Annotated in this window: 12 protein-coding genes; 9 read left to right on the top strand and 3 right to left on the bottom strand. The window is 61.7% G+C overall.

Going from position 1 to position 17753, the window contains the following annotated elements; genetic code table 11:
• Positions 1 to 76 precede the first annotated feature (76 nt).
• The 3 genes from NKH52_RS28720 to tssH all read right to left on the bottom strand — a co-directional run bounded on the left by NKH52_RS28720 (position 77) and on the right by tssH (position 8107).
• Entirely contained in the window at positions 77 to 3682 is a 3606-nt protein-coding gene (locus tag NKH52_RS28720; RefSeq protein ID WP_352735798.1) for an autotransporter, read from the bottom strand.
• Positions 3683 to 3710: 28 nt separating this feature from the next.
• A complete protein-coding gene (locus NKH52_RS28725; protein WP_352735799.1) occupies positions 3711 to 4913 on the bottom strand; it encodes a TIGR03032 family protein in 1203 nt (400 codons plus the stop codon).
• Positions 4914 to 5386: 473 nt separating this feature from the next.
• A complete protein-coding gene (gene tssH / locus NKH52_RS28730; protein ID WP_352735800.1) occupies positions 5387 to 8107 on the bottom strand; it encodes a type VI secretion system ATPase TssH in 2721 nt (906 codons plus the stop codon).
• Between the two features lie 319 nt (positions 8108 to 8426).
• On the opposite strand from tssH, the gene tssA reads away from it, so the two are divergent.
• Genes tssA through tssJ form a run of 9 tightly spaced genes read left to right on the top strand, consistent with a single transcriptional unit; the run spans position 8427 to position 17728 of the window.
• The gene (gene tssA, locus NKH52_RS28735) at positions 8427 to 9596 is read left to right on the top strand and encodes a type VI secretion system protein TssA (RefSeq protein ID WP_352735801.1); all 1170 of its coding nucleotides are present in this window, start codon (positions 8427 to 8429) and stop codon (positions 9594 to 9596) included.
• 6 nt (positions 9597 to 9602) lie between these two features.
• Complete coding sequence (gene tssB, locus NKH52_RS28740) at positions 9603 to 10142, top strand: type VI secretion system contractile sheath small subunit (RefSeq protein ID WP_352735802.1); 540 nt, start codon at positions 9603 to 9605, stop codon at positions 10140 to 10142.
• Between the two features lie 3 nt (positions 10143 to 10145).
• The gene (tssC, locus tag NKH52_RS28745) at positions 10146 to 11648 is read left to right on the top strand and encodes a type VI secretion system contractile sheath large subunit (protein WP_352735803.1); all 1503 of its coding nucleotides are present in this window, start codon (positions 10146 to 10148) and stop codon (positions 11646 to 11648) included.
• 44 nt (positions 11649 to 11692) lie between these two features.
• Positions 11693 to 12154, top strand: a complete 462-nt coding sequence (locus NKH52_RS28750) for an Hcp family type VI secretion system effector (RefSeq protein WP_023758847.1) — start codon at positions 11693 to 11695, stop codon at positions 12152 to 12154.
• On the top strand, positions 12141 to 12896 hold the full coding sequence (gene tssE / locus NKH52_RS28755; protein WP_352735830.1) for a type VI secretion system baseplate subunit TssE: 756 nt from the start codon (positions 12141 to 12143) through the stop codon (positions 12894 to 12896). Before NKH52_RS28750 ends, tssE begins: the two co-directional genes overlap by 14 nt.
• A gap of 1 nt (position 12897) precedes the next feature.
• A complete protein-coding gene (tssF, locus tag NKH52_RS28760; RefSeq protein WP_352735805.1) occupies positions 12898 to 14772 on the top strand; it encodes a type VI secretion system baseplate subunit TssF in 1875 nt (624 codons plus the stop codon).
• Positions 14736 to 15803, top strand: coding sequence for a type VI secretion system baseplate subunit TssG (gene tssG, locus NKH52_RS28765; protein ID WP_352735806.1), 1068 nt, complete (start codon positions 14736 to 14738; stop codon positions 15801 to 15803). The genes tssF and tssG overlap by 37 nt, the downstream gene beginning before the upstream one ends.
• Positions 15800 to 17272 carry a type VI secretion system-associated FHA domain protein TagH gene (gene tagH / locus NKH52_RS28770; protein WP_352735807.1) on the top strand — a complete coding sequence of 491 codons (1473 nt, stop codon included), beginning with the start codon at positions 15800 to 15802 and terminating at the stop codon, positions 17270 to 17272. Before tssG ends, tagH begins: the two co-directional genes overlap by 4 nt.
• Positions 17273 to 17275: 3 nt before the next feature.
• Positions 17276 to 17728, top strand: a complete 453-nt coding sequence (gene tssJ, locus NKH52_RS28775) for a type VI secretion system lipoprotein TssJ (RefSeq protein ID WP_063173914.1) — start codon at positions 17276 to 17278, stop codon at positions 17726 to 17728.
• Positions 17729 to 17753 lie beyond the last annotated feature (25 nt).

A 17753-nucleotide genomic window follows, 5' to 3' on the forward strand; every position in this document is an offset into this window, starting at 1 on the left:
TGCCCAGCATGAAGGTTGAATCAGATTTGCACGCCTAAGGGAATCCCAAGCCGATTCAGTCTCATTTCATCCCGCTCTAGAAGGCGATCTTCAGTCCGAGTTTGGCGCCGATGGTGGAACTGTCTGAAGACGCCTTGCCACGGACTTCGCCGTTGACGGTGGTCGAGTCCGACATCTTCAGATTGAAGCCTGTCGACAGCGCGGCGGAAAAATCCGCATCGTCGAAGTTGATCTCCCTGGTGTCGATTTCGGTGGTGTTCTTGTAACCGACACGCTGCTGCAATTCGCCCCGCGCATAGGGGCTGAACACCATGTGGTTGCTCAGCGTGTAATCGCCATAGATGCCGGGCTCGAGCTTGATCGCGCCAAAAGAAAGCTGGCTCTTGCCGAACTCGTTGCCGCCGCTGTCTGTATAGGGATCGCCGCGGAACGAAACGCCAAGCAGGCCGCCGCGCAGATCGAAACGGGTGCGGTCCCCCAGTTTGAAGATATGGCCGACCGATGCCGTAACCGCATAGCCGTTGGTATCATAGCTGCCGGTGGTGCCGAGCACGCCGTTCGTCACGTCGCTTCCGCCGATGAAGCCGGAGGCGGAGACCAACGCATAGTCGACGCTCCTGCGAAACAACACGTAGCCGCCGAACAGCCCGGCCTTGTTGGTACCTTCGCCGATGGCATCAAATCCCCGAAACGCGCCGAGGTTGACGTCTGTCGAGGCGTAGCCGGCGAAAACGCCGATGTTCAGGCCATACTCATTGTCGAACTGGAAGTGTTTGGCGGCATTGAAATCAAGGCTGATGGCGGCCGAAAAATCATTGGCATCGAAGCTCGGGGCGGAGCCGTTCAAACCTCCGCCAGTGATGTTGTAGCCGTCATGCTCGGTATGGGCGAACTGGCCGGAGGCAAATACCCCGAAGCTCTCCGAAACCGGCACCATTCCAGATCCGGATGCGGGCGAAAGGTTGAGGTCAGCGTCGAGCGCGTCGCGGTTTATGCCGTAGAGAGCGTCGATTGCCACCGTGACCGCGCCGGCGTTGGTGGCACTGGTCGGCGCCGCCGCAATGCCAAAATTGACTGGCGTGGCACGCAGGAACACGCTGCCATTCGGGCCTGTGACGATCTCATAGGTAAAAAGCGAACCCGGTGTGCCGGGCACGCCTGCGACGCTGAACGTCCCGGTGACCGGGCCGTTGGTCGAAACAATGAGCGGTATGTCGGTCGGCTCGGCAAATTGCGGCGTGCCGAGCAGGTTGACGATGATGGTATTGGCGCCGGTTGCCGAAAACGCATCGGCAACGAGCTGATCCGACTGAGATGTCTGCTGGTTGATGTCGAGGCCGATGCTGGCACCGTCGAGGGTGAGGCCGCCTAGCGTCAACACATCGCCAGCGACACCATTGCGCATGTCGATCAGCGAACTCGTGGTCGCGATAATCGAACCCGGCATGGTGACGTTGCCGTTGATGAACAGCGTCGAGCCGTTGCCGAGATTGAGCTGGTTGATGCCTTCCGTGCCGCCGCTGAAACGCAGTGTGGAAGCGTCGGCCGAGAAATTGTCGAAGCCGGTGAAGTTCTGGCTCTTGCCGCCGGCCGCGAGGTCGGTGCCGGTGACGGTGCCATTGGCATTTGTTCCACTAAACAGCACGCCATCGCGCAGATTGAGCGGATCGACCGCGCCGGAACCGTTGATGATCAGCGTGTCGGGTCCGAGGCCGGTGATGTTACCGCCGATCGCGCCGCCGGAGAGATCGACGTGGTCTGCGTCGATGCCGCCCGTGATGGTGCCGCCGGAGACCGAAACTTGGTCGAAGCCGGCGCCGCCGGTGACGCTGCCGCGGACAGTGCCGCCGGAGACGGCTACTATATCATCACCGTCATCGCCGGAGACATTCCCGGTGATGGTACCGCCACTGACGGTCATTTTATCGTCGCCCGCCCCGCCGACAACATTGCCGGCGATCGTGCCGCCCACAACGCTAACCACGTCCAGGCGGGCCGAAAGCAGAATGTTGCCGGTAATGACGCCCCCCTGTTGATTGATTGTGCCGGCGCCCGCGCCGGTGAGATCGATTGCGGTGCCCCCAGTGCCGGAGATTGAACCGGCGTTCGTGATCGTGATCGAGCCCGCCGTGTTCGCGAGAATACCCGTTGCACCTGCGATTGAACCGGCATTGTCCACGCCCGCTGCGCGGCCGGAGCCGGACACAAGCTCGACGCCGACCGTGGAGCCACTTACCGTCGCGCTATCTTGTATCTTAACCGTAGTGGCCGAACCAGTGGCGGCGGAGTCGTTGCGGGCGTAAATGCCCGGGCCGCCATTGCCCTTTACCATGCCGGAGGCGGTAATCTTAACCGCGCCGGTGCCTCCGTGGAGGGCACGGATGCCATAGGTTCCGCCGCTCACATCTGCCACTCCAATTGATAACCCGGTGGCATTGTCGAATGTCTGGGCGAAGATGCCGCCGTCGATTGTCCCGATGACTGCGCCCGTGGCGGTAATGGAGAGCGCCCCACCATTGCCGTGGAGTATGGCCAAGATGCCGTAGGCCCCACCGTTTACGTCCGCCGCTTGAATGGCCAATCCGGTCGCGTTGTCATAAGCGAGCGCAAAGATTCCCCCAGAATCATCCTCGCCCGTCACCTGCCCGCTAGCGGTGATTGAGAGCGCGCCGCTGCCGTGGTGCTCGGCCTCAATGCCGACGACGCCGCTCACATCAGCAACGTTGATCGTGAGGCCGCTAGAGTTGCCCCCCGTAAAGGCAAAAATGCCACTCGCATACGTCCCCCTCACCGTTCCGGTATCGGTAATCGAAAGCGCGCCAGTGCCCTCCTGGTCGGCGCCGATGCCCTGACCGCCGGTCGCGCCCGCCGCGACGATCGTGAGATCGCTGCCATAGTTTTGGGCGTAGATGCCTCCAGTCAATGCGCCGGTGCCCCCTGTCACCGCACCGGTCGCGGTAATGGATAGGGCGCCAGTGCCGTGGTGTTCGGCGAAGATGCCATAGACCCCGCCGCTCACATTGGCCGTCTCAATCGTTAGATCGGTGCTGGAAATAACATCTGACAAAGTCAGAGCATAAATCCCGTCTCCCACCGTTCCCGTTACTGTACCGGTTGCGGTGATCGACAGTGCGCCAGTGCCGTAGTTTTCCGCGTGTATGCCGGATATCCCGCCGGACACATTATCCGCCTTAATCGTGAGATCGGTGCCGCCGGAGTTGTTGGCATAGATGCCGTATCCGCTGGTCCCTGTCACCGCACCGGTAGCCGTTATCGACAATGCACCGCTCCCGTCATTGCCGGCGTTGATGCCGTCAGCGGCACCAGTGATGAACGACTGGTTGTCGTCAGTGAACGTCAGGCCGCCAGTGCCGGTCAAAGTGAACGCGTTTCCCCCGCCTCCGCCAGTGGAGGGCCTAGTGTCGATGCTGAAGTCGGGACCGTCATTACCCAGGACCGTCGTCACCTTTAATGGGGTGCCGGTGAGTGTCTGCGTCTGCGTCGTCGTATCGCCGCAGAAAAAGGTGCCATTGAAGGGAGAGCAGTCCGCAAGGGCGGGGCGCACATAGCCGCGATAGCCACCGAGGAATGCACTTGTCGCCAGCACAGTGCCGAACATCAGGCGATTACGCCGGCCGAGCGCCGGCCCGTCCGTATTTTCCAGCTTCGTCGCCTTGCTCATGATCGCCCCCACTGCATGGCAGCTTTGGTCATTGGGTGGACGGGGCTGACACGACAGCCTCGGCAAAAGAATTGTTCGCTGGCAATCGTGGCCGCCCGCCGCCGGGCGCATGGCTGATGAAGCCTGCCGCGTCGGACGAGTGTGGACTCACCGCCATCGGGCACGCGAAGCCGGCAATGACGGCGAGGTCGTAGAGCTCGGCCACTTGCCCATCGATGCGGAACCAATCGACGCAGCTTCCCTTGTCCAGGTCGATGACCTGTATGCCGCACCACGGCTCCGAATCGGCACCGGCGAGGCGGGCGTCGAGCGCGAGCCCCTCGAAGCGCTTGTAGCGCGGCTTGGAAAGACCGACGAAAGCGTAGCGGCCGCAAAACGCCAGCCCGCGCACGAAACCCGGGCAGAAAGCGACCGGCTCGAAATGGCCCATGCCGCCGTTCTTCGGCAACTCCACAATGCCGAGTTCACCTGTGCCGGAGTTGAGCAGCCACAGCGCTCCCCGATGGAGGCGGGGCGAATGCGGCATGGAGAGCCCCTCGCACACGACCGTGCCGTTCCTGACATCCATCACAACGCCCCCGTCGGTGCGCCGGTCGCGCCAGCCGTCGATCGTGTCGGAGCGGCTGATAGCCGTGGCATAGGCCGCCTCACCGTCGCGCATCGCCAGACCGTTCAGGTGGCAGCGGTCCTCGTCCACCAGCGCCGAGATGAAGGGCGGCCGCCATACTTCCTCGAAGCTGTAGCGGTCCGACACGGTGGCGAGGCAGTTGAAACGCGTGTTGACAAATATGGGCCGGCCGGCCACGTCGATTCCGACGTCATGAGCGTCGAGTTCCCCGGTAACGTGCACGGTGCGCGGTACATAGCAGGCGTCAAAGATATCATTGGCCCGCTGGTGTGGTTCCAGCGCGTTGACGAAGCGCACGAGATGGAAGCCCGCCACAAGCATGAGCGTCCCGTCGGCGGCGCAAGCGAGCCCCATCGGCCGTAGAATCGGCGTCTGGTGAACGTTGAGCCCGCCGGTCACCGGGTTGCGGCCGATGAGATAGAAAAGGCCGGACTGGTAGGAGGTAATCGCGAGCGCAACATCCAGCGTCTTCAGCCGCGTCACCAGCCCGGCCGACATGGAATAAGTGAGATCAGGCGAGGCCTCGGCCGGTTCGCTCTCTTCCGGAGGGGGCTCGCCCGTAGCTTCGCCGCTTCCGCGCGCAGCCATGGTGCCGATCTCCATAAATCAAATAATTAGGAGTGTATGATCTCAGCTAACTGGGAATTTAGGAATGTATGGTCTCCATCTAATGTATGATCTCAGCTTGACCCACAGGCAATCCTTAAATGGCCTGACAGAGATCATGATGCGAGGAACTTTGAGCTCTGTTGCTGTTCGGCAACGCCAATAGTGCTCGAGCAGCGATGTGATCCTGGAGCCGCATCTCGAAACGCGGCAGCACTTAGCTGCGAACGCTGTCATCCAGCCGGCGAAAATTCTCCTGAGGCGACCCCGCAATTGGGAGGGGATCATGGTTAGATGAACTAGCCCCGCAGCTTCGCCGCAACAAGCTCGCCACCGTGTCTTGAAGAGGGCCTCGTGCTCGTGTGTCGGTGAACAAGGACAACGAAGCATGTTGACGGAACTACCGCCGGGCGCGGCGCAATGTCTATAACTGAGTTCGGGCAGGCGCTTTCGTCGACATTCGTCCGAAGCTACTCGAAGGCGTAGGTGAAGCCCTCCTCGGAGGCGCCGACGGTCACCTTTGTCATCTTTTTGCCCTCAAGCGAGCGGTTCAGCACGCCGCGGCTCAATTCAGGCAGAAGCGTATTGGTCAAAATGGCATCGATCATCCGCCCGCCGGATTCGATCTCGGTGCAGCGGGCCTTGACCAGATCCATGACACCGTCGCCGATCACCAATTCCGCATCGTTGGTTGCACGCAGCCGGCCAGCGATCTTGGCGAACTGATGACGGGTGATCGCTTCGATCATCGAATCCGAGAGCGGATAATAAGGAATGGTCACCACCCGGCCGAGAAAGGCCGCCGGGAAGACCTTCAGCAACGGGCCGCGCAAGGCGGTATCCAGATCGTCGAGCCCTGCCCGTAGCGCACCATTCGTGGTCCGATCCATGATGACTTCGGAGCCGACATTCGAGGTGAGCAGGATCAACGTGTTCTTGAAATCGATTCGCCGGCCCTCGCTGTCGTCCATCATCCCCTTATCGAAAACCTGGAAGAAGATTTCATGCACATCGGGATGCGCCTTCTCGACCTCGTCGAGCAGGATCACCGAATAGGGCTTGCGGCGGACGGCCTCGGTCAGGATGCCGCCCTTCCCGTAGCCGACATAACCAGGCGGCGCCCCCTTCAAGGTAGAGACCGTATGCGCCTCCTGGAACTCGGACATGTTGATCGAGATGAGGTTCTGCTCGCCCCCGTAGAGCGTCTCCGCCAGGGCCAATGCGGTTTCGGTCTTCCCGACGCCCGAGGGACCGCAGAGCAGGAACACACCAACCGGCTTTTCCGGCGCGCCGAGCCCAGCGCGGCTGGTCTGTACGCGCTTGGCGATCATCTCCATGGCGTGGTCCTGGCCGACGACGCGCTCCGAAAGCGTGGTGGCGAGCTTGAGCGCCTTTTCGGTCTGGCTCGACAGCATCCGCCCGGTCGGGATGCCCGTCCAATCCTGAACGACGGCGGCCACGGCGTTGCGATCGACCGACGGCAGGATCAACGGAGTCTCGCCTTGCGCTTCGGCCAGTTCAGTCATCAGTTCGCGCAGCTGGGCTAGATCGGCGGCCGGATTGGGCGGAGCGGCATCGGCAGCCGGTGGTGCCCCCACCTCGCTCTTGGCTGTTTCGCTATTGGTCTGCGGCGTCTCCACCGCATCGAGCGGCACACCTTCACCGCGCAGCCTGACGCGCAATTCGAGTATCTCGGCGACAAGCGCCTTTTCACGATCCCAACGTTGCTCCGCGGCGGCCAGCGTGACCTCGGTCTCGGCAAGCCCGGTGTCGACCCGAGCCTGACGCTCGGTTACCTCGATGCCGATCGCAGCCTCGCGGCCGATGATGCCGCGCTCGACCTCCAGCGCCTGTCGGCGACGCATAATGTCTTCGACCTCGGCCGGCGTGGCGTGCTGCGATATGGTCACACGGGCGCAAGCGGTGTCGAGAAGGCTTACCGCCTTGTCGGGCAGTTGCCGTGCCGGGATGTAGCGATGCGACAGGCCGACCGCCGCCTCGATCGCCTCATCCAGTATCTGTACCTTGTGGTGCTGCTCCAGAACCCCAGCCACGCCGCGCAACATGAGAACGGCCACCGCCTCCGACGGCTCGTCGATCTTTACCACCTGGAAACGGCGGGTCAGCGCCGGGTCTTTCTCGATGTGCAGCTTATATTCCGCCCAGGTCGTTGCGGCGATGGTCCGCAATTCGCCCCGCGCCAGCGCCGGCTTCAGGAGATTGGCCGCGTCGCCGGTTCCAGCGGCGCCACCAGCGCCGATCAAGGTGTGGGCCTCATCGATGAACAGGATTACCGGCGTTTCGGACGATTGAACCTCATCGATGACAGCCTTGAGGCGTTTTTCGAATTCACCCTTTACGCTTGCACCCGCCTGCATCAATCCGACATCGAGCATGCGAACACTGACGTTCTGCAGGCTGGGCGGCACGTCGCCCTCGGCGATACGCAAGGCAAAACCCTCGACGACTGCGGTCTTGCCGACCCCGGCCTCGCCGGTGAGGATCGGATTGTTTTGCCGGCGTCGCATCAGGATATCGACTATCTGCCTGATCTCCGGATCGCGGCCGACGACCGGATCGATCTTGCCGTTGCGAGCGCGCTGGGTCAGGTCGGTGGCGTACTGCGCCAGCGCCGAATCCCGGCCCGGAAGCCGTTTCGGCGCCTCTGCGGCGGAAACCATCGTCGTGCCGCCCGCTTCGAGCGAACCTTCCGTGATGTCGTCGAACCGTGCGATGACGGCGGCGGCGTCGATCCGGTCAAACTCGCCGCTGATCTTCGACAGCAGGCCTTCCAGCACCGGCGTCTTCAGGCAGGCAAGCAGAATATGGGCGCTGCGGACTTCCTCGACTCCGAACTCAAGCGTTGCCAGGTTCCAGGCTTCTTGGATGGCATGGAAGATATGGTCGGAAAATTCCTCGATCGACGTTGCGCCGTAAGGCAGCTTGTCGACGGCGCGGGTCATATCGGCCGTGAGCCGGCTCGCATCCACTCCCGCGTCGGCGACGATCATTTGAACATCCGACCGGTTCGTTAGCACCAGTTGCTCGATGAAGTGGACGAGTTCTACGTAAGGATTGCCGCGCAGTTTGGCGGTGTCGGCTGCGGCCTTGAAGGCACGCACGCCGACAGGATCGAGCTTGCCGACCAGTTCCTTGCGTTTGAAGGTCTGCGATGACCGGCGCGGTTCCATCGAACTTTCTCCTGCAATCTGCCGGTCGGTAACCTGCCACATAAGCCGTCACTTGACAAAGCGCGTGTCGGACGGGGCCTTAATGCCCAGTCAGCCGACTTCTTTGTTTGAGTGAGTCTCGCACCAACGGCCGCAAACAACCATGGAATTGCGCACGTTTATGCGAAACATTTCCCATACAGGTACGGCAAGTCGCACCATGGACTGGGCATTCGTTTAGCTTCTGTGATTTTTGAGCAGTTGTTGAATTGTCGTAATGTGCGGCGGTGTGATAACGTGGCGTCAACTACGGTCTTGAGGGCCGACGTTGGGGGATTGTGTGATTGATGTCGCACTCTGGCTTACTCCGCTTGACGGTGAAAACCCGTCAGGGGCGGATTTGCGCAATGACCCGGCTTTTCATGAACTGGAGCGTTTGACAGAACAGCAGAAAAAGGTCGAGTTCCAGGGCAGCAAAAACACGGAAATCGCCGTTCCGGTCGACTGGCCCGCCGTCCTCACCATGGCCGAAGAGCTGCGCTCACACGGCCGGGATCTGCGCCTTCTCGTCATTGTCACGCGTGCGTTGGCCAACGAGCACCAGCTGGCCGGGCTGGGTGACGGCCTGACCCTAATCGCGCAAACCATCGATCAGCATTGGGCGACCATGCACCCCGCACTGCGTTCAGGCGCCACACCGCGGGACGCTGCCCTACGCCGCATCAATGCGCTTACTGACCTTCAGAATGGCCAAGATGGTCTGCTCAAAGATTTGCGGAAGATGACATTCTTTGCTCCGCGCGCTGTTGGGCCGATCCTGGGCGAGGATCTGGAGAAGGGTTCGCTCGACGAGCGGATCATGCTTCAGGAGGCTGCTTCGGGTTTGAACACGGTAGAAAAGGCGAAACTGGCAAGCGAGCACGGGCAGTTGTTGAACCGGGTGCGCAGCGCGTGCGCGGCTCAGATCGATCAGGCTGGGGCGGAAATGACTGCGCTCATCGCCGATGGACGCGCCGCGATCGCCGCCCTCGATGCCGTCGAAGCCGCCCTCGATGCTCGTCTCGAAGGCAGCGGTGGCGCTACCGTTCCCGACTTGAAACGGTTTCTGCAACGTTTGCTGACGACGCTCGAACGAAATTCGAGTGCCGGCCCCGTGGCTAATGGCTCGGCCAAGCCACCGACGCTGGCAGAACCTGCAACGCCTGCTCGAAACGGTCATGGAGCCGATGCGGTGGCAAGTATGACAAGCTACGCGGAGCCGACCACGGGGCTTCCCGACCGGATTTCCTCGCGCGACGACGTGGTGAAGTGCCTCGACCTCGTCGTCGCCTTCTATGATCGCACCGAACCGTCGAGCCCGATTCCGCATCTGGCTCGGCGTGTGCGCCGGATGGTGCACATGGATTTCGTTGAACTGATGGAAGATCTCGCCCCATCGGGGCTGAAGGAATTCAGGCTCCTTGCCGGTGTTCCCGATGCCAAGAAGGCGGCTCAAAAGGATGAAAGGTAACAAGACATGCCAGCCGAAAGCAAAGCGAAGGTCATCGAACGAAATCGCGCGCCGCGAGTGCAGATCGCCTACGACGTGGAAACCTACGGCAGCCCGACAACGATCGAACTGCCGTTTGTCATGGGCGTGATGGCCGATCTTGCCGGTGCTTCGCAGACCAAGGAGGCGTCAAAGTCGGTGCTGGACCGTTCCTTTGTCGAGACCGACGCGAACCGCTTCCCCAAGTTCATGGAGGCGCTCGGCCCCCGAGTCAAAGCGCGGGTGAAGAACACGCTGCCGCAGACTGAAGGCCAGGAACGCGACGAGGAACTGGCGCTCGATCTCACCTTCACCAAAATGGGTGATTTCGCCCCCGACAAGATCGCCGAGCAGGTTCCGCAACTGGCCGAGATCCTCAAGATGCGTCGTCAGCTTGAGGAATTGCTGGGCTTCATGGATGGCCGCGTCGATGCCGAAAAGCGCATTGCACAGCTTCTGAACAACGAGCCGCTGCTTGGCAAGATTGCCAGTCAGGCGCTGTCCGACGACGACAAGGTTGGGGAATAAATCATGGCCGAACAGCAAAAGACCGCCGCCGTCGCCGAGGCCGAAGCCATAGATCTTGGAGAATTCAGCGGGCTCCTCGAAAAGGATTTCAAGGTCAAGAAGGACGATAGCGAGAAGCTACAGCAACTCGTGCGCAATCTGGCGCTCGCGGCGCAGTCCCGCTCCGACACCACGACCATTTCGTCCAATGCGATCAAGTCGATCAAGTCGCTCATCGCCGGCATCGACAAGATGCTGACGACACAGGTCAACGAGATCCTTCACGCACCGGAAGTGCGCGAGATGGAAGGCACATGGCGCGGCCTCTGGTATCTCGTCAACAACACCGAGACGGATCAGAAGCTGAAGATCCGGGTGATGAACATTTCCAAGGAGCAAATGGCCGATACGCTCGAAGACTATGAAGGCCAGATGTGGGATCAGAGCCCGATCTTCAAGAAAGTCTATACAGACGAGTATTCGATGCTCGGCGGCGAGCCGATCGGCTGCGTGATTGGCGCCTATGAATTCTCCAACCACCCGCGCGACGTCGGTCTACTGCGCAACATCTCAGGCATCTGCGCCTCGGCGCATACGCCGTTTATCGCGGCGGCCTCGCCGCGCCTGTTCCGCATGGACAGCTGGCAGGAACTGCCGAACCCGCAAGATCTACAGCAGATCGTCTCCAACCCCGCTTATGCCTCCTGGCAATCGCTGCGCGAGAGTGAGGACGCTCGCTATATCGGCCTGACGATGCCCCGCGTACTGGCGCGACTGCCGTATGGCACGGATACCGTTCCAGTGAAGGGCTTCACCTTCGAGGAAGAGGTGCAGGGCGACCACAACAAATATGTCTGGATGAATGCTGCCTTCCCGATGGGCGTCAACATCAACCGCAGCCACAAGCTGTTTGGCTGGGGCACGCAGATCCGCGGCGTCGAGAACGGCGGCACGGTGCTCAACCTGCCGGTGCACAGCTTCCCGACCGACGACGGCTCGATCGCGATGAAATGCCCGACGGAAGTCGCCATCGACGACCGGCGCGAGGCGGAACTGGCCAAGCTTGGCCTGATGCCCATCCTGCACCGGAAGAACACCGATCTGGCGGCGTTCATCGGGGCACACTCGCTGCAGGACGACGAAACGCGGGCGGGGCGGCTGGTCGATCCCGATGCGCAGTCCAATGAGCGGCTGAGCGCCAACCTGCCCTATCTCTTCCCAGTTTCGCGCTTTGCGCACTACCTCAAGGCCATCGCGCGCGACAAGGTCGGCTCGTTCAAGGAGCGCGCCGAGATGCAGATCTGGTTGACCGAGTGGATCAACCGATACGTGCTGGCCAACCCGGCCTTCGCCGACGACAAGGCGCGCGCCAAGCGCCCCCTTGCCGCCGCCGAGGTTCAAGTGGACAGCGTGGAGGGGCGGCCGGGCTACTACAATGCTCGCTTCTATTTGCGCCCGCATTACCAGCTGGAGGGCATCAACGCCTCGCTCCGACTGGTGTCCGAACTACCGTCCGTTAAGACTTGATTTTAGCAACAACAACCTGGTTTTTGAAGCGGTGGAGAAACACAATGCCCACGACTACAAAGATTGATGGCTTTCTGAAGGTTCCCGATATCAAAGGCCCGAGCACACGCGACGGCCACGAAGACGAGATCGAAATTCATGGCGTCGACTACAAGATGGTCGCCCCCTATGATCCGAATTCGATCTCGCGCCGTGGCCGCGTGAACATGGGCATGATCAAGTTCACCAAACATTACGACAAATCCTCGCCCTACCTGAAAAAGGCGCTGTTCGATAACAAAGCCCTTGATGAGGTGGTGTTTTCGGCACGCCGGACCATCGATGGCGAAAGCAAGGATTATCTGGTCATCACCCTGAATGACGCCTTCGTCATGGAGTACGACATGTCGCAGGCTGAAGATGAGGAAGACCTGATTCAGGAAGAGGTCAGCTTCGCCTACAAGAAGATCAAGTTCGTCTATGACGGCAACGATGAAGCCGAAATGGATGTCTATGTCGGCAAGTGAGGTCCGGCGGACCGGCGCGGGTAAGCAGCAGACCACCAGCGGCTTGCGGGCGAAAAGCGAGGCCGTCCAACCATCGCTTTGGGATCGCCTCGTCAACGACCTGCCGGGGCTGACCTCGGAAATAGATGGGCTGCGCCATGTCCTCCTCGACGAGCTTGGCGCGGACCGCCTCGACGCACTCGTTGCCGGCAGTACGCGAACCATCGACGCCGATGGGGAACTGACACCGGATCAGAAACGCCGTCTGCATCGATTGGCCTTTCAGATCCATCACCGCGCCGAGATCGAAAGCCGTGGCGTGGTGGTATCGGCCAGCGTACTCAGGGAAGCGGTGCGGCGTGACATCGAGGCGCTCTTCAACACCGAGCGCTTCGAGGCCACACCGCTTCTTTCCGATCTGGAAAATGAACATATTTCAGACAATCCACCTTCGCTTGCCGATTTTCCGGAGGTCCGCCGAAGCGTGGTCAATTACGGCGTGCCTTCCTTTTCGGGCCGCTCTTCCCGCGACTTCGACCGGGACGTTCTTGCGCGTGAGATCCGAGCGGTGCTCGCCACCTTCGAACCTCGCCTCAAGGAAAGCGCAACAAAGGTTACGGTCACGCTTGGCGACAAGACCGTTGGCCTGAAGATCGAGATAGACGCCGTGCTGATCATGACGCCGACGCCCGAACGCATGCGCCTGCGCACTACGATCAATCTCGATAACGGCTTGGCGCGGACCGAAATTAGGGACGCCTGAGATGGATCGTGTCTTCGTTGAGTACTACGAGGAGGAACTGACCCATATCCGTGGCCTTGCTGCGGAATTCGCCGACATGCATCCCGCAGTGGCGCGCAACCTTTCCCTCGATACAGTCCCGTGTCCGGACCCATATGTCGAGCGACTGCTGGATGGCGTCGCTTTTCTCGCCGCGCGCACCCGGCTGAAGGTCGACGCCGAGCGCTCGCGATTTTCCCGCAGTGTGCTCGATGTTCTTTATCCCGATCTGGTCACCCCGGCGCCGGCAACGGCGATGGTGGTGCTAAAACCCGGCCAGCAGGTCCAGACCATGCTGGCCGGCCATATCGTCAAACGCAATACACGGCTGGTTTCCAGTCTGCAGCCCGGCCTGTCGACACGCTGCACTTTCTCCACTGCGCAAGAAATGACCCTGTGGCCGATAGCGATCACTTCGGTCAGTTATTTTCAGGACCGCAGCGCGCTGGCGATGGCCGGCATAGGGCCGATCGGCGGCGTCGGCGGCGAGGCGGCGCTCCGCATCACGCTGGGCCGGACCGGAAAAGGCAAGCTCGACGAATTGGCGCTCGATCGGCTCGAGCTCTATTTTGCCGGACGCACCAAGGCGCCGCTACTGTTCGATGCGATTTTCGGCGCCTGCACGGCCACAGCAGCGCGACCGGAAGGCAAGACCAACCCGCTGTCGCCGTTGCCGGCACCCGAGATGATCGGCATCAGCGACGACGAGGCCTTGATGCCGCGCACCCGCCCGACATTCGAAGGATACCGGTTGCTGCGCGAATACTTCATGATGCCCGAGCGCTTTCACTATGCACGGGTTTTGGGATTGCAGCCTGTCGTGCGCCAATGCGCGGCCGGACTCGAGATCATTTTCCTGTTCAAACGCACGGTTCCCGAGCTGGCCGATCTGACGCCGGCGGACTTCGAACTTTTCGCGACACCGATCATCAATCTGTTCGAACGCGAGTGCAACGTCGTCGAAGTCGATGAACGCAAGACGCGCCAGGTGTTGCATGCGGACCGGACGCGGGCGCGTGACTTCGAAATCTACCGGGTCATCCGCGTCGAGGACGCCGACACGGAAGGCAACGACGCCGAAATCCCCGAGCTCTTCAGCCTGGGTCAGAACCGCGGTAGTGGTTGGGTCTATTCGACCGAAAGGCGCCCTCGCCGCGCGATGGAGGAGGAGCGCCGCGAAGGCCTGACGCGAACGTCCTATACCGGGGATGACGTTTTCCTGGCCGTGTCCCGGCCGCTCGCAAGGCCGGCGACCCGGCCGCTGAAGCGGCTCGACGTGATGGCGCTTTGCACCAATCGTGATCTGCCGATCCTCGACGACAATCCGACGTTGACGTTAGAGGCCGGCGACCCGGTCGAAACCGTAAGGCTGCTCGGCGCCTTGCGTGCGCCGCAGCCAGCTATTCCTGCGGCACTGCCTGCTGGGGCCGACGGGGAATCGCGGGCCGATGATCTCGCCTGGCGGCTGGTGGCGCAGCTCGCGCTCAACTTTCTCAGTCTTGCCAAAGAAGGCCGCGGCATCGATCCCCTGCATGCGCTACTCGACCTTTATGCCGATCGCGGCGATCCAAGCCTTGCCCGAAATGTGCATTCGATCGTGCGTATCGACTCGCAGTCGGTCATCGAACGTCTGCAAATCGATGGACCGATGTGCTTTGGACGCGGTACCGAAGTCACGTTGCATGTTGATCAATCGGTCCTGGCCGGCCAAAGTACCTTGCTGCTTTCGGCCTTGCTGGCGCGGTTGTTTGCTCGTCACGCCGGGATAAACGGCTTCGTGCGAACCCGCACGCGGCTGCTGCAGAAGCAGGAGGATGTGCCATGGCCGATGACGCCCGGCAATCGCTACCTGATCTAGACAAGCCCGGCCCGAACAGGGCCGAAGGTCTGTCCGAGACGTTCGACTTTTTCGAACTGCTGCGCCGCCTCGAACAACGGAGCGGTCTGTTCGGCCATTCCGGCCGCCCCGACCGTGAGCCGGCACGGCTCGGCCAGCATGTGCGCCTCGCCTTTTCCGCACGGGACCTGGTTGTGTTCCGCGAAGCCCGCGATGCGGCACCGGCCCGGGTCACGGTGGCAAATTTTGGTCTGCTGGGACCCGAAGGTCCAATGCCGCTGCATCTGACGCGCTGGGTGCTCGACCGGCTCTCGCAACGCTGGTTCGCCGGCGCCGAGGCACAACTGACCAGCGACACGACGTTCGTCGACTTCGTCAACATTCTGCAGCACCGTATGATCGCCCTCTACTATCGGGCGTGGGCGGATGCGCACCCGGCGGTCCAGGTCGAGCGCGCTGTCGGCGGGCGCGTTCGGGCCATGCTTGAAGCCATGGCCGGGATCGGACTTCCCGGCACGCAGGACCCCAATCTCGATACGGTGAAGCTTCGCCAGGCGGCTTCGCTGGCCAATCAGGTCGACGGCCCGGAACGGCTGACGCTGTTCCTGGCGGAAGCGTTCAAGGCGCCGGTACAGATCAAGGAGTTCATCTCCGCCTGGATAACAGTACCAACCGGTCTCCAGACCCGTCTTGCAAAGGCCTTTGCAGGGCTCGGCAACGGCGCGACGATCGGCCCACGCGTTTTCAGCCGCCAAAGCAGGATCGAACTGCGTGTCGGCCCGCTGGGGTATGAGGAGTTCAAGGCGTTCCTGCCTGGCGGCGAGCGGCTCAAGCTGTTCAAGCAGGCCGTTCGCGACATGGTCGGGGAGTCGCTCGACGTCGATCTGCGCATCGTGCTTGCGCGTGAAGCCGTACCGCCGCCCCAAATCGGAGCGGTTCGGCTCGGGCGGACCGCCTGGCTTGCGCGACCCATCGAAAGGGGCGATGCTGACGATATGCGGCTGCGGACAATCGTCGGATGGCGGCCGGAAATGACGGGGGTCGCGGCATGAGCCTGCTGCTGACACTGGAGCAAGGGCCACGCACCCAGGCGGTGCGGCAGACCCGGCTTGACGAGGGTGAGCTGGTGATCGGCCGCAGCGCGGACGCGGGTTGGCAGATCAACGATCCCGACATGTTCGTTTCAAGGGCACATTGCAAGATCTCTGGCGGGCGAGATGGATATTTCGTCACCGACACGTCGAGCAGCGGATTGTTCATAAACGACTCCGACAGCCCGCTCGGTGCCGGCAAGTCGACGCGCCTTCAAAGTGGCATGCGGCTGAGATTGGGCGACTACGTCGTCCATGTCGACATGCAAACGCCAGCCACTCAAGCACCAGCGGCCGGCCAGCCGGTTTCGGAACGCGCGCCGCCAGCATCCCGGGCCCCGGTGAGCATCGGTCGCGATGACTTCTTTTCCGCCAAGGTCGAAGAAGAGCCGCGACGGCCACGTCCGGCCGATCTGCCGAACCCTTTTGAGCAGCCGGTTGCGGGTGCATTCGAACGTGCCAACTCCGACCAGCGCCACTCGGCCGCTTTCGATGACCCGTTCAGCCTCGATCCGGTTTCGACGCCGGTGTCGAAAAATCCCGCCCCTTATCGCGAACCGGGCGGCACGGCGAGCCAAGCGGACCCGTTCAGCCTCGACGCGGTACCGTCCCCCGACCGCGCAGCCGAAGCCGCCCGTGACAAGCCGTCCGGAACCCATGATGACTTTGCTTTCGGACCAGCCGCCACGCTCAGTTCGGCGAACGGCGCCAGTTCGATCGAACAGCGCGAGCGCATCGCCCAGCGATCCCAATCAGCCAATCCCTGGGATTTGCCGGTGCAGCCCGCAGCTACCCCTGCTTCATCACGTGTGGGTGCTGCTCCCAAAGCCGCCCCGGCGCTGGCTGCGGCGCGGCCGGAGGAGATGGCGCTTCGCGCCGCATTCCTGCATGGCATGGGTGTCGAGGAAGCCGATTCCCCCGGACGCGACAGCATCGCGGAAATGGAGAAGTTCGGTCGCGAATACCGGATGATGATGGAAGGCCTGATGCAGCTTCTGCGCAAGCGGGCCGAGGAAAAGGGAAACGCGCGCGTCGCGCAGACCATGGTCGGGGCCTCCGAAGTCAATCCGCTCAAGTTCCTGCCGACCGTCGACGACGCCATCATAACGCTTATCGCTGAGCGCAGCCCAGGATTTCTCGGCGGTGAAGCGGCAATCACCGATGCGGTGCGCGATCTCGCGCAACATCACGTACGCGCCTGGCGAGGCATACAGACCGCCATGCGGCGGATGATCGACCGTTTGGACCCGGTAATGATCGAGGAAGAGCTGAAATCGAATTCCGCGATCGGAACCCTTCTCTCTGGGGGGCGGGGCGCCAAGCTGTGGGAACTTTACCAGAAGCGCCATCGTGAAATCGCCGAGAGTGCTGAAAAGAGCTTCCTTGGCGAAATCGGCGCTGATTTTCGAGATGCATACGAGGAGGAGTGAGAGATGATTGATCGACGTGAATTTGTTGTTGCCTTGGGCGCGACAGGGTTGCTTGCGGCTTGCCAGAGTGGTCCGCCGAAACCATCGGTGATCACCGTCAACGTAACCGGCGGTGCTGGCATGAACCCGGGACCAGGCGGCGGCGACCGGCCGGTAACGATCCTGGTGATGCGGCTGAAAAGCACCGGCAAATTCAATTCCGCCGACTATTTCGCGCTGCAGGGGGATGCCGGCACGGCGCTGGCGGGCGATCTCATCGGATCCGACCAGATTTCCGTCGGGCCGGGAAAATCCGCATCCAAAACCATCACGGTCGAGCCGGACGCGACGGCGCTGGGCTTTGTTGCTCTGATCCGCGAGCCCGGCGGCCGGAACTGGCGGACAACCAAGTCGGTGTCGTCTGGATCGAAATTCACGATCAACGTCACGCTTGGCAGCGGCGGCATTTCCGCCTAGCGGCAAAGGGCAAGGGGAGCTCAAT

The organism is Mesorhizobium sp. M1066 (genome assembly GCF_040318635.1).
Taxonomy (GTDB): domain Bacteria; phylum Pseudomonadota; class Alphaproteobacteria; order Rhizobiales; family Rhizobiaceae; genus Mesorhizobium.

Coding starts and splice junctions, on each gene's coding strand:
- NKH52_RS28720 (WP_352735798.1), bottom strand. CDS start 3,682: ATGAGCAAGGCGACGAAGCTGGAAAATACGGACGGGCCGGCGCTCGGC.
- NKH52_RS28725 (WP_352735799.1), bottom strand. CDS start 4,913: ATGGAGATCGGCACCATGGCTGCGCGCGGAAGCGGCGAAGCTACGGGC.
- tssH (WP_352735800.1), bottom strand. CDS start 8,107: ATGGAACCGCGCCGGTCATCGCAGACCTTCAAACGCAAGGAACTGGTC.
- tssB (WP_352735802.1), top strand. CDS start 9,603: ATGCCAGCCGAAAGCAAAGCGAAGGTCATCGAACGAAATCGCGCGCCG.
- tssC (WP_352735803.1), top strand. CDS start 10,146: ATGGCCGAACAGCAAAAGACCGCCGCCGTCGCCGAGGCCGAAGCCATA.
- NKH52_RS28750 (WP_023758847.1), top strand. CDS start 11,693: ATGCCCACGACTACAAAGATTGATGGCTTTCTGAAGGTTCCCGATATC.
- tssE (WP_352735830.1), top strand. CDS start 12,141: ATGTCGGCAAGTGAGGTCCGGCGGACCGGCGCGGGTAAGCAGCAGACC.
- tssF (WP_352735805.1), top strand. CDS start 12,898: ATGGATCGTGTCTTCGTTGAGTACTACGAGGAGGAACTGACCCATATC.
- tssG (WP_352735806.1), top strand. CDS start 14,736: ATGGCCGATGACGCCCGGCAATCGCTACCTGATCTAGACAAGCCCGGC.
- tagH (WP_352735807.1), top strand. CDS start 15,800: ATGAGCCTGCTGCTGACACTGGAGCAAGGGCCACGCACCCAGGCGGTG.
- tssJ (WP_063173914.1), top strand. CDS start 17,276: ATGATTGATCGACGTGAATTTGTTGTTGCCTTGGGCGCGACAGGGTTG.